Here is a 12278-nt window from a genome sequence, read left to right on the forward strand (position 1 = left end):
ACGCTATTCCTTGGAAACCGGCCCGACAAAGTTGGTGTCGAAACTCGGACCGAGTGCAAAGCCCTTGAGGTTCTTGCGCAGACCCGCGACTTCCAGCTGCTGGTGGATGATGACGAAGGGGCTGGTGTCGAGAATCTTCTTCTCGAGATCCTTGTACATATCGGCGCGCTTGCCCGAGTCCTTCTCCAGCAGTGCTGCTTCCGTTTCCTTGGTCAGGTCCGGAATGTCCCAGCTGTTGCGCCAGGCGAGCGTGTGGGACTTGCCGGCATCCGAATTGTCCGGGTTCGAGGCAAAGGTCTGCGCGTTCGAATTCGGATCGAAATAATCCTGGCCCCACTGGCCGATATAGATGTCATGGTTGCGGGCGCGGTATTTTGTCAGCGTCTGTTTGCCGTCGCCGGGGATGATCTCGAGCTTGATGCCGGCCTGCCCCAGCGTCTGCTGGATCGATTCCGCCATGCCGGTGTACGGCTGGCCGGTGCGCACGTCCATGGTGACGCTGAAGCCGTCCGGCAGGCCGGCCTTGGCCAGTAGTTCCTTGGCCTTGGCGACGTCGAGCTTGAACGGGTTCTCGTCCAGTTCGCCGAGCACGCCCTTGGGCAGGAAGGTCTGGTGGATCTCGCCGATGCCCTTGAGGATGGTGGAGCTCAGCGCGTCGTAATCGACCAGAAATTTGAAGGCCTGGCGAACCTCGGGCTTGGCAAGGTTCGGGTTCTTCTGGTTGAGGCTGATGTAAAAAACTGTGCCTTTCGGCGCGCTGGTGGTGGTGAGATCGGCGTTCTTGGCGATGGCGCCGAGATCGTTCGGCTCGAGATTGCGGGCAACGTCGATGTCGCCGGCCTCGAGCGCCAGGCGCTGGGCCGAGCTTTCCTTCATGTTGCGGTAGATGACGCGGGCGAGCTTGGCCTTTTCGCCGTTGTAATTGTCGTTGCGCTCCATCACGACCGCCTCGTTGGCGCGCCATTCGCGCAGCTTGTAGGCGCCGGAGCCGGCATAGCCGGTCTTCAGCCAGGCGTTGCCGAAGTCGTTGTCGTATTTGTAGTCGGCGCTCGGCGTTACCGCGGCGACATGTTCCTTGACCAGCTTGGCATCGACGACCGAGGCGACCGTTGCCGACAGGCAGTTCAACACGAAGCTCGGCGCATAGGCCTTGTCGACGGTGAACTGGAAAGTCGCATCGTCGACAGCCTTGGCCTTGTCGGTGACGTTGTCACCGCTGATGCCGAACTGGCCGATGATGAAGGCCGGGCTTTTGTCCAGCTTGACGGCACGCTCGAACGAGTAGGCGACGTCGGCCGCCGTGATCGGATTGCCGGAGGCGAATTTCAGGCCGGGCTTGAGCTTGAACGTGTAGACCAGGCCATCGTCGGAGACGGTCCAGCTTTCGGCGAGGTCGCCCTTGACCTTGGAGGTGTCGCTGAGGTCGAGACGAACCAGCAGGTCATAGGTGTTGCCGGTGACTTCCGCCGTCGACAATTCGAACGCCTCGCCCGGATCCATCGAGATGATGTCGTCGATGGCAAAGCCCTCGACCAGCGTGTCGGCGGGCGTCACGGCGAAGGCGGGCGCTACAAGCAACGCCGACAGCGCTGCTCCTGCGAGCAATGCGCGAGAGCGTAGAGCAAACTTTTCCAACATCATGATGATCGTTCCCTGTTTTGTTGATTGTTGACCCAGAGTTCCCGGCTCTGGGCTGCAGTGTTCTTTCGAGGCTGCGGATCGCCGCCGACCGTCTACCGTCGTGGTTTTTGTCCAGTTGGTCAACACCATATCCGGCGGCTTTCGAACCGACAATGCGCATTTGCACGACAAACAGACTTGGCAGGTGGTGTAGCCCAGCGACCGCGAGCGCCGGCTAAATTCCTCGGAAAAAGCGGCGAAGTTTCAGCTACTTGAGGGCAGCGACCAGATCGGCGTCGGGAAAGCAGGTGGCGGCGCGGCCGTTCTTTTCCTGCCAGCTGCCGATCGAACGGCGGGTCTTGAAGCCGGGCAGGCCGTCGGCCCTGCCGACGTCGTAGCCGTTGGCCTCCAGCGCCCGTTGCAAAGCGGCGATGTCGGAGCGGTGCAGGCCACCGACCGGACCCCAACTGCCGGCGAAGGTCGCATCGCCATGGGCGATGCGGTCGGCGCCATGGCCGATGAACAGGGCGTAGAGGTCGCTGGTGTTGTACTCTTTCAGCACATAGAAATTGGGCGTCGCGATGAAGGCCGGTCCGCTGCGCCCGGCCGGCATGAGCAGAAAACCTTCGGCCTTCAGTTCGCTGGCCGGAAATGCCTTGCCGCCGACACGGCTGATGCCCATCGCGGCCCAGGCTGAGATTTTCTTGCCCTGGTCGGGACCTTCGAGCGAGCAAGAGAGGCTTTCCGGCACCGTCACCTCAAAACCCCAGCCACGCCCCTTCACCCAGCCATAGTGGACGAGATAGTTGGCAATCGAGGCCAGCACGTCCGGGGTCGAATTCCAGATGTCGGGGTGACCATCGCCGTCGAAATCTACGGCATGCTTCAGGAACGACGTCGGCATGAATTGCGGCTGGCCGAGTGCGCCGGCCCAGGACGATTTCATGGCGCCGACCGGCGCCAGTCCACGCTCGACGATCTCGAGCGCTGCCAGCACCTCGGTGCGGAAGAAGTCCTTCTTGGTCGACATGAACGCCTTGGTGCCGAGCACTTCGAAAGCATCGTAAGGCATCTTCGCCGTGCCGAAGCCGGTTTCGCGACCCCAGATCGCCAGCAGCACCTCGCCCGGCACACCGTAGCGTTTCTCGATGGCGGCAAGCGTCTTGGCGTTAGCGGCCTCGCGGGCGCGGCCGCCCGATGTGACGGCGCGCACGGTCTTTTCGGCAAAATAGGCGCCGGGCGAACCGAACTCGGCCTGATGCTGCTTTTGCGGGGTTTTCGGTTTCTCGCCGGGTAGGACGAGGTCCGGCAATTTGAGGTTCGGCTTCACGCCGTCGAAGGCCTCGTCGAAGGTGGCTTTGGAGATGCCTTTGGTCTGGGCTTCCGGCCAGAGATCAGTTTGGAGCCAGGCGCGGAACTGGTCGTCGATCTTGGCGGCGGAGGCGGGGGAAACGAAAAGGCTGATCAGCATGATCAGAAAGAACGCAAAACCGAAGTTGCGAAGGCAGCGTTCTGTCGCGCCCCCCTCTGTCCTGCCGGACATCTCCCCCGCAAGGGGGGAGATTGGCAGCGTCGATGTCGCGCTCTTTCTTGCAACCGTGGAGATTGGCGAAAGCGGCGATGACATCTGATCTCCCCCCTTGCGGGGGAGATGTCCGGCAGGACAGAGGGGGGTGTGACGGAACGCGATCATCTCAGAAGCATCCCCGCCAATCGTGTCAAAACGCCGTCCGCGAGCGCAGCGCGGCGGCCAGCGTACCCTCATCGAGATAATCGAGCTCGCCGCCGACCGGCACGCCATGCGCCAGCCTTGTCACCTTGACCTCGAACCCCGAAAGCTGATCCGTCAGATAGTGCGCCGTCGTCTGGCCCTCGACCGTGGCGTTGACGGCGAGAATGACCTCCTTGACCTCGCCACCGGCAACACGGTCGACCAGCGAGCGGATGTTGAGCTGTTCGGGGCCGATGCCGTCGAGCGGCGACAACGTGCCGCCGAGCACGTGGTAGCGCACGCTCATGGCCGCCGCCCGCTCCAGCGCCCAGAGGTCCGATACATCCTCGACGACGATCAGCGTGGCGGCGTCGCGGCGCGGGTCGGTGCAGATCATGCAGGGGTCGGACGTATCGACATTGCCGCAGGTCGAGCAGATGCGCACCTTGTCCGCCGCCTCGCCCATGGCGGCAGCGAGCGGCGACAAAAGCTGCTCCTTCTTCTTGATCAGATGCAGTGCGGCGCGCCGCGCCGAACGCGGCCCTAGCCCCGGCACCTTGGCCAGGAGTTGGATCAGGCGTTCGATCTCGGGACCGGCGATTCGCTTGGACATCGCACTGATCTAGGATTTTTCCGCAAGCTTTGAAACATGCCGCTCATGCAACGGCCCGCCATGCTGCCATGACGGGCCTTGAAATGCTCTTCGTTCGAAACCCTCAGTAGGCTGATGCCGGCCGGGTCTGGTCGACGATCATCGCGCCGATGGCGTCGGTGTTCTCAGGTGTCGACTGGAAGCCCATCGACGCTTCCTGCGACGCTGACGGCACCGAGGTGATGTAGCGGGCGTTCAGCGTGCCGCCGAAACGCGAGGCATCCGGCTCTGCCATCGGCTCCTGCATCGCCACTACCGTCTGCTTGGCAGCGACGCGGCCGCTCTTTGCCGGCGCTGCGGCAGCCGTCATGTAGGTCTGGTCGGCCGGGGCGGCGATTGCCTTGGCCGCGCGAGAAGCTGCGGCCTGCTTGGCAGGATCGGGACGGACAATCGTCTTCACCACCGGCTCGGCATAAGCCACCTGCACCGGCGCTTCAGGCACAGGCGCACGCGGCGTCGCGGAGGCAACCATGGTCGTGGGTTCATCGGGCAGCGGCTGCCAGTTGCGGCCGCGCTTCTCGTAGAAGGCGTTGCCACCGGCAACCATGGTGTAGTGCATGTTCTTGTAGGGGAACTTCAGGCCGGCGGTGTGGAAGTACATCGTGTTCTTCAGCTTGGCCTTGCGCTCGCCCTTGAGCACGGCCTCGGCGGCTTCCTCGACATCGGGCATCGCCTTGGAATTCATCGGCCGCGTCATCACGCCTGGCGCGAACTGGCCCGGTTCGCCGACGACCTCGCAAATGGTGCTGCCATGGTTGCCGGAGCGCAGCCGGTTCATCACCACCGTGCCGACGGCGATCATGCCGTCGCGGCTCGAGCGGTTGGATTCGAAGAACATCGCCCGTTCCAGGCATTCCTTCTCCTTCGGCGTGTGGCCATAGGAGCGCGTCGAGAGGAAGCTGGGGGTGATGGCGTCAGTCAGGCTGGCGACCGACATGCCGTGAGAAGAAGTGGTCTGGCTGCAACCCGCCAGAAACAGGGGGGAAGAGATGATGCCGAGCAACAGCGGCGTCTTCCATCGCGTCGCGATCAACAAAAGTGCCTCATTTTCCAGATGCCACCCGTCCCGAGATGTGGCAAGAATGAGACTCTTAAAGGCAAAAAGATGGCTAAAGGATTAGCATTCGTGCAGCATAGGTAAAACTTTATAAATGCCCGGATATGTCCGCGTGAGCAAAGCCGGGGAAAGTCTTAACAATAGCCCCTGCAGCCGATTTCCGTTCATAATCAATTAACTGGTGAAGCCGGCTCAGAACGGCAATTTCATTCCGGGCGGGATCGGCAAGCCTGCCGTCAGCGCCTTGGTCTTCTCCTGCATAATCTGCTCGACCTTATTTTTGGCGTCATTGTGAGCGGCCAGAAGCAGGTCTTCGAGGATCTCGACGTCGTCCTCCTTGAACAGCGATGGATCGATCTTCAACGACTTCATCTCGAACTTGCCGGTCAGCGTGACGTTGACCAGGCCGCCGCCGGCCTGCCCGCTTGCTTCAAGCGTGGCGATCTCGTCCTGCATGGCCTGGAACTTGGCCTGCATTTCCTTCGCCTTGCCCATCAGGCCGAGAATATCTTTCATGGTCGGGTCCTTTGCGGATTCGTGCTGTGGTCAGTTTTCGTCGTCGTCGGATGGCGGCTCGACTGGCACTTCTGCCTTGTCCGTATCGACTTCCGGCGCATCGGGAATGCGCACGTCGATGATCTTGGCACCGGGAAAACGCGCCAGGATGGCGGCCACCGTCGGATCGCTTTTCGCATCGGAGAAAGCGGTCTCGCGCTTGGTCGATTCCATCTCGGCCAGTGTCTGGCCGCCCTCTTCCTTCGACAGCGACACCAGCCAGTTGCGGCCGGTCCAGGCGCGCAGTTTGGCGGTCAGCTCGTTGAGCAGCATTTTCGGCGCATCGTCGGTCAGACTGACGTCGATGCGCCCAGGTTCGATGCGCACCAGGCGCACGCAGCGCTTGACCTGCACCTTGAAGGCCATGTCGCGGTGTTGGTCGGCAAGGGCGACGATGTCGGCGAGCGATTTCACCGGCACCGGCGGGGTCTCGACCACCGGCTCGGGTGCTGCAACGAAGCTCGCCGGCAGCGGTTCGGGCTCGACCAGCCGCATGGTCTGCGCGCCGCTGCCCACGGAATTCGGCATGCGCGACTGGGCCACGGCACTTGCGCCGCCATTGCCTGGTGCTGCCGGGCCGGGGCTGGCCGGCGCTCCGTTCGGACGCGGCGTGCCGCTCGAAACGGGGGCACCGCTCTCCAGCGATTTCAGCGCCTCATCCAGCGTCGGCAGGTCGGCGGCATGGGCCAGCCGGATCAGCACCATTTCACCGGCACTGACAGGGCGGTTGGAAGACTGCACCTCCGGGATGCCTTTCAACAGCATCTGCCAGGTCCGCGACAGCACCTTGACCGACAGCGTCCTGGCGAAGTCGGCGCCGCGCCGGCGCTCGTCCTCGGACAGAGAGGCATCGTCGGCGGCTGTGGGCACGAAGCGCAGCCGGGTGACGAGATGGTTGAATTCGGCCAGATCGGTGAGCACCGCGGCCGGATCGGCGCCGGTGTCATACTGGGCGCGGAATTCGGCCAGCGCTGAGGCGACGTCGCCTTTCATCACATGTTCGAACAGGTCGACGATGCGGGCGCGGTCGGCCAGCCCCAGCATGGCGCGTACCGCCTCGGCACTGACGGCGCCGCCGCCATGGGCGATCGCCTGGTCGAGGATGGAGAGCGAATCGCGAGCCGAACCTTCGGCGGCGCGTGCGATCATCGCCAATGCGTCGTCGTCGACCGAAATGCCTTCCTTGCCGGCAATCGAGGCGAGGTGCGCAACCAGCGCGCCGGCATCGATGCGCCTCAAATCGAAGCGCTGGCAGCGCGACAGGACGGTGATCGGCACCTTGCGGATTTCGGTGGTGGCGAAAATGAATTTGACGTGCGGCGGCGGCTCTTCCAGCGTCTTCAGCAGGCCGTTGAAGGCCTGGGTTGAGAGCATGTGCACTTCGTCGATGATGTAGACCTTGTAGCGCGCCGACACCGGGGCATAGCGCACGCGCTCGATAATGTCCCTGATGTCGTCGATGCCGGTATGCGACGCCGCGTCCATTTCGATGACATCGACATGGCGGCCTTCCATGATCGCCTGGCAATGCTCGCCCAAAACGGCAAGGTCGACCGATGGCTGGTCGACCGTCGGCGTCTTGTAGTTGAGCGCCCGCGCCAGGATGCGCGCCGTCGTCGTCTTGCCGACGCCGCGCACGCCGGTCAGCATCCAGGCCTGGGCGATGCGGCCGGTGGAGAAAGCGTTGGTGAGGGTGCGGACCATCGGCTCCTGGCCGATCAGCTCGGAGAAATTCGACGGACGGTACTTGCGCGCAAGCACACGATAAGCGGCGGCCTTCGCTATCTCCAGGCTTTTTGGTCCCGAATTTCCGGCTTCGCTCATTCGCCCGTAAAGCTCCAAAGGCCACGTCCGAGGCTGGCCGATTCCTGCTAGAGCGTTTCACCGTTTCTGGAAACGGCGAACCGCTCTATCTCTTTGCTTTAACGCAATTCTGAACGGGAAACCGCTCACACTTTCCCTGGAATTGCACTGATAGTCTCGCCCGCGCTGCAATGCGTCGTCAATGTCGCGAGAGGGGCCGATGAGGTGGGAGGCTGGAACAATGACCCGTTCCGGGCTCGTTAGGGCTGCTTCCTTCCGGACCTGACCCGGTTGGCGAGTGGATCGTCCACCACCAACCTCCCGGGTTCCATATCGGCAATTCAGCGATGAAATGCAAGGGTGCATTGAGAATCGGTCACCCTCGAGCTCCGCCGCTCAATGAATCGCTTGCAGCCCCCGTGCAGCCGCTCTAGCGTTCTGAGTTTGGGAAATAATGCGAGAAACGCAAGGAAACGCCAATGCTGCCGGGCCTCAAGGCCGGATTCACGCTCGACTCCAGGCTGGAGGCGGACAGCGAGCAGCTCATGTGGCTCGGCCTGTGCGAATTGCGCGTGATGAACGACCGCCGCTGGCCATGGCTTGTCCTGGTGCCTCAGCGCCCCGGCATCGAGGAAATCCACGACCTGACACCGCTCGACCAGGCGATGCTGACCTTCGAGACCAACATGGTGGCGCAGGCACTTAAAAGAACCACCGGCTGCGCCAAGATCAATACCGGCGCGCTCGGCAACATCGTGCGGCAATTGCATGTCCATGTCATCGCCCGCTCGGAAGGCGATCCGGGCTGGCCCGGCCCAGTCTGGGGCCACGGCTTGCGCGAACCCTATCAACGCCCCGACATCCGCCGGTTTGCGCAACAGATAAAGGCGGCGCTATAAACCGCGAGTGTCCATCCCTGGAGCCGGATGATTTCAGGTCCGTTCGACCTGAAATCTGAATCCGCCTCCAAATCAAAGAAAGAGAGCATGATGTCGTCCGAAAACCGCTACACACTTTTCGGCATCATGCTCTGGACGTTTTGAGCTTCCATGACCTTTCGCCTATTTGACGCGCCCTTGCGCGAGCCGAGCCACTTCGTCGGTTTCGCCGGCAACACGATCGATCGGCAATCCGAAAATCGCGCCGACGATTCCGTCGAAAAGGCGCTCGCCGACCCTGCCGCCAGGCTATTGCTGATGCATGCTGGCCGTCTGCACCTGAAGTTAAATGACGGCAGCTTCGACCCATGGTTCGATCTGGCTGAAAGCCGGTCGCTGCAACCATCACTCGCACAAGGCGTGCTGCTCGGCTTTTCCGGGAGCGGCCCGGTGTTGGCTGTGCCGGTCGGCATCGAGCCGGAGCAGTTGCCGGAGACCATCAAGGCCATTGACTATCGCTCGGTCTATATGCAGGGGCTGATCGATGAGGCGGCGGCGGGCGCGCTGGCGCAAGGGGCGGCGCTGCTCGCCTGGCATGCCAGCCATCGTTTCTGCAGCAAATGCGGTACCGAGTCCGAAATGCGTGCCGGCGGTTACAAGCGGCACTGTCCGAACTGCGGCACCGAGCATTTTCCGCGCACCGATCCGGTGGCGATCATGCTGACGGTGACAGGCGAAAAATGCCTGCTTGGCCGCGGCCGGCATTTCGGCCCCGGCATGTACTCGGCGCTCGCCGGCTTCATCGAGCCGGGCGAGACGATCGAGGCTGCGGTGCGCCGCGAGACCCTGGAGGAAGCCGGCATAAGGCTCGGCCGCGTCGTCTACCATGCCAGCCAGCCCTGGCCGTTCCCCTATTCGCTGATGATCGGCTGTTTCGGCGAACCGCTCAACGAGGATATCCAGGCCGACCTCAACGAGTTGGAAGATTGCCGCTGGTTTTTCCGCGACGAGGTGCGCTCTATGCTGGAGAGGACGCACAAGGACAATCTGGTCACGCCGCCGAAAGGCGCGATCGCGCATCATCTGATCCGCGCCTGGGTCGATAGCGAGTAAGTAGGGATAACGGGAGCAAAAAATGATCCGTCACACCGTGGTTTTCACGCTGAAGCACCCGCAGTACTCGCTGGAGGAAAAGAGATTCCTCTCCGACGCCAAGCGGATCCTCAGTGCCATCAAGGGCGTCACGCATTTCGAGCCGCTGCGGCAAGTCAGCCCCAAGAACGACTACCATTTCGGCTTCTCGATGGAGTTCGTCGATCAGGCCGCCTACACCAGATACAACGAGCATCCCGACCACGTCGCCTTCGTGCGCGACCGCTGGATCCCGGAAGTCGAAACCTTCCTGGAAATCGACTACGTGCCGCTGACCCTTCTGGTCTAGTCGGCGACCTTCCACTGCTCGCGCGACTCACTGGCGGGATAGACGCCCAGAATGCGCACTTCGCGCGAGAAGAAGCGCAGTTCGTCCAGCGCCAGCTTGACCAGCGGATCGTCGGGATGGCCCTCGATATCGGCGTAGAACAGCGTCGCCGTGAAGGCGCCGAGCTGGTAGCTCTCCAGCTTGGTCATGTTGATGCCGTTGGTGGCGAAGCCGCCCATCGCCTTGTAGAGCGCGGCCGGCACGTTGCGGACGCGAAAGATGAAGGTCGTCATCATCTTGGTGTCGGCCGAGGGACGCTCGGCCCATTGCTTGTTCTTGGTCAGGACGACGAAGCGGGTGACGTTCGAGTCGGTGTCCTCGACATTCTTCTCGATGATATCGAGCCCGTAGAGTTCCGCGGCGAGCGCCGGCGCGAGCGAAGCCATGGTGCGGTCCTTGAGCTCGGAAACCAGCTTGGCGGAGCCCGCCGTGTCCCCGGCAACCACTGGCTTCCAGCCATTCTTGCGGATGTATTTGCGGCACTGGCCCAGCGCATGAATGTGGCTGTGCACCGTCTTGATCTCTTCGCGCTTGACGCCCGGCAGCACCATCAGTTGGAAGTGGATCGGCAGGAAATATTCGCCGACGATGTGCAGCTTCGATTCCGGCAACAGATGATGGATGTCGGCGACACGGCCGGCAATGGTGTTCTCGATCGGGATCATGGCGAGGTCGGCCTTGTTGGTCTCGACCGCGTTGAAGGCATCCTCGAAGGTCGGGCACGGCAACGGTTCCATCGAAGGGAACATGTTGCGGCTGGCGGTGTCGGAATTGGCACCGGGCTCGCCCTGGAAGGATATTCTGTTGGTCTTTTCAGGCATGCCGATATCTCAGGTTGAAAAGGTCTCAGGAAAGAATTCGTCTGGCGCGTTCGAGGTCTTCCGGCGTGTCGACGCCGAGCGGCAGCGATTGCACGACCTCGGCATCGATGCGCATGCCGGCCTCCAGCGCCCGCAACTGCTCCAGCCGCTCGCGCCGCTCCAGCGGCGACGGCTTGAGCTCCACAAAGCGTTCAAGCGCCGCGCGCCGATAGGCGTAGAGGCCGACATGGTGATAGAGCGGCCCCTCGCCCCAAGGCGCGGTGGCGCGGGTGAAATAGAGCGCCTTGAGCCGTGTTGGTGACAACGGCGAACCGACGATCTTGACGACGTTCGGGTTGGTCTTCTCCTCGTCACGCACGATCTCGACGCCGAGCGTGGCGATGTCGACGGCGGTGTCTTCGAAAGGCCGCAGCGCCGCCCCGATGATCTCCGGATCGATGGTCGGCAAGTCGCCCTGGACGTTGACGATGGTTTCGACCTTGTGGCCGGGATCGAGCGCGCTCAGCGCCTCGAAAATGCGGTCGGAGCCGGATTCATGGTCGATGCGCGTCATCACCGCCTCGAAACCGTGCGCGCGCACCGCTTCCGCCACGCCTTGCGTGTCGGTTGCCACCACCACGCGGCCAAGCCCGGCCTCGGCGGCGCGGCGGGCGACCTGCACGATCATCGGGGCGCCGGCTATGTCGGCCAGCGGCTTGCCCGGCAGGCGCGTCGAGGCCATGCGGGCCGGGATCAGGATGAGCGTGGACATTGGGGCTACTGGCGTTTGAAAAGACGATGGGAAAAGTGGCAAAAGGTCTCACTGGAAGCGCCCTTATAGGTGTTGCAACGCTGGAGCAAAAGACCTAGTTTCCGCCCGATTTGACCGGCTCGACGGGGCGGGTCAGGATACCGACGGACGGAATGGACGATCGGTCCGCCGGAAAAGGGAGCAAGGGGCGCATGGATTCCAACGAAGTCAACAAGCTGCTCGCCGGATTGCTCGGAACCTGTTTCGTCGTTTTCTCGGTCGGTTTGGTGTCTGACGCGCTGTTTGCCTCGCCCGCTCCGGAAAAGCCCGGCTACGCAATCGAGGCGACCGAGCCTGCCGAAGGCGGCGGCGCCGGCCCAGCCGTTGAAGCCAAGCCGATTGCCGAGCTGCTCGCCACCGCCAATGCCGAGGCGGGTGCTGCCGTGTTCAAGAAATGCCAGGCCTGCCATTCCGGCGAAAAGGGCGGCCCGAACAAGGTCGGCCCGGACCTGTGGGACATCGTCGACCGTCCCGTCGCCGAGCATGAAGGCTTTGCCTATTCGGCCGGCATGAAGGACTTTTCCAAGGGCGGCGCCGAGCACTGGACCTACGACAATCTCAACCACTTTATCACCTCGCCGAAGAAATTCGTGAAGGGCACGGCGATGGGCTTTGCCGGCCTGCCGAAGGACGAGGACCGCGCCAACGTCATCGCCTATCTGCGCACGCTGTCGGATAGCCCGAAGCCGCTGCCGACCCCAGGTGCCGCCGCTGATGCAACGGCGCCGGCCAAGCCCGCCGAGGGCGCGGCCCCGGCAAAGCCCGCTGAAGGTGCGGCTCCGGCAGCGCCTGCCAAATAACCAAATTGTCATCTCGATGACCTCAGAAAAGCCGGGTTCAGCCCGGCTTTTTTGTTAGGAAAACTGCATATGCGGCGACAAAGCCGGCGCATGGCGGTTTTCACTGGCGTC

At 62.7% G+C, this 12278-nt stretch carries 13 protein-coding genes and 1 other RNA gene; 5 read left to right on the top strand and 9 right to left on the bottom strand.

Annotated features, from left to right (window positions below; all coding sequences use genetic code 11):
• Positions 1-3 precede the first annotated feature (3 nt).
• Entirely contained in the window at positions 4-1641 is a 1638-nt protein-coding gene (locus tag ACWGTO_RS20530; protein WP_454576623.1) for an ABC transporter substrate-binding protein, read from the bottom strand.
• A 247-nt stretch (positions 1642-1888) separates the two neighbouring features.
• A complete protein-coding gene (locus ACWGTO_RS20535; RefSeq protein WP_454576624.1) occupies positions 1889-3163 on the bottom strand; it encodes a lytic murein transglycosylase in 1275 nt (424 codons plus the stop codon).
• Between ACWGTO_RS20535 and ACWGTO_RS20540 the strand changes: the two genes are divergently transcribed.
• Positions 3090-3251, top strand: coding sequence for a hypothetical protein (locus ACWGTO_RS20540; protein WP_454576703.1), 162 nt, complete (start codon positions 3090-3092; stop codon positions 3249-3251). The two genes, ACWGTO_RS20535 and ACWGTO_RS20540, sit on opposite strands and share 74 nt — an antisense overlap.
• 87 nt (positions 3252-3338) lie before the next feature.
• Here the strand turns inward: ACWGTO_RS20540 and recR are convergent, their stop codons facing one another.
• From recR to ffs, 5 genes are all read right to left on the bottom strand, one after another.
• Positions 3339-3944, bottom strand: coding sequence for a recombination mediator RecR (recR, locus tag ACWGTO_RS20545; protein WP_454576625.1), 606 nt, complete (start codon positions 3942-3944; stop codon positions 3339-3341).
• Between the two features lie 103 nt (positions 3945-4047).
• Positions 4048-5016, bottom strand: a complete 969-nt coding sequence (locus tag ACWGTO_RS20550) for a cell wall hydrolase (protein ID WP_454576626.1) — start codon at positions 5014-5016, stop codon at positions 4048-4050.
• Between the two features lie 216 nt (positions 5017-5232).
• Positions 5233-5556, bottom strand: a complete 324-nt coding sequence (locus ACWGTO_RS20555) for a YbaB/EbfC family nucleoid-associated protein (RefSeq protein ID WP_454576627.1) — start codon at positions 5554-5556, stop codon at positions 5233-5235.
• A 30-nt stretch (positions 5557-5586) separates the two neighbouring features.
• Entirely contained in the window at positions 5587-7419 is a 1833-nt protein-coding gene (locus ACWGTO_RS20560) for a DNA polymerase III subunit gamma/tau (protein ID WP_454576628.1), read from the bottom strand.
• Positions 7420-7623: 204 nt separating this feature from the next.
• Positions 7624-7720, bottom strand: an RNA gene (gene ffs / locus ACWGTO_RS20565) — signal recognition particle sRNA small type.
• Positions 7721-7877: 157 nt separating this feature from the next.
• Here ffs and ACWGTO_RS20570 point away from each other — a divergent pair.
• From ACWGTO_RS20570 to ACWGTO_RS20580, 3 genes are all read left to right on the top strand, one after another.
• The gene (locus tag ACWGTO_RS20570) at positions 7878-8297 is read left to right on the top strand and encodes an HIT domain-containing protein (RefSeq protein ID WP_454576629.1); all 420 of its coding nucleotides are present in this window, start codon (positions 7878-7880) and stop codon (positions 8295-8297) included.
• A 150-nt stretch (positions 8298-8447) separates the two neighbouring features.
• The gene (nudC, locus tag ACWGTO_RS20575; protein WP_454576630.1) at positions 8448-9389 is read left to right on the top strand and encodes an NAD(+) diphosphatase; all 942 of its coding nucleotides are present in this window, start codon (positions 8448-8450) and stop codon (positions 9387-9389) included.
• Positions 9390-9411: 22 nt separating this feature from the next.
• Positions 9412-9717 carry a Dabb family protein gene (locus tag ACWGTO_RS20580; RefSeq protein ID WP_454576631.1) on the top strand — a complete coding sequence of 102 codons (306 nt, stop codon included), beginning with the start codon at positions 9412-9414 and terminating at the stop codon, positions 9715-9717.
• Here the strand turns inward: ACWGTO_RS20580 and ACWGTO_RS20585 are convergent.
• Positions 9714-10577 (bottom strand): prephenate dehydratase, encoded by an 864-nt coding sequence (locus ACWGTO_RS20585; protein ID WP_112560690.1) that lies wholly within the window; start codon positions 10575-10577, stop codon positions 9714-9716. The genes ACWGTO_RS20580 and ACWGTO_RS20585 overlap by 4 nt on opposite strands.
• A gap of 25 nt (positions 10578-10602) precedes the next feature.
• The gene (locus ACWGTO_RS20590) at positions 10603-11328 is read right to left on the bottom strand and encodes a 3-deoxy-manno-octulosonate cytidylyltransferase (protein ID WP_454576632.1); all 726 of its coding nucleotides are present in this window, start codon (positions 11326-11328) and stop codon (positions 10603-10605) included.
• A gap of 191 nt (positions 11329-11519) precedes the next feature.
• Between ACWGTO_RS20590 and ACWGTO_RS20595 the strand changes: the two genes are divergently transcribed.
• A complete protein-coding gene (locus tag ACWGTO_RS20595; RefSeq protein ID WP_454576633.1) occupies positions 11520-12167 on the top strand; it encodes a c-type cytochrome in 648 nt (215 codons plus the stop codon).
• Positions 12168-12278 lie beyond the last annotated feature (111 nt).

Source organism: Mesorhizobium sp. PL10, assembly GCF_053714315.1.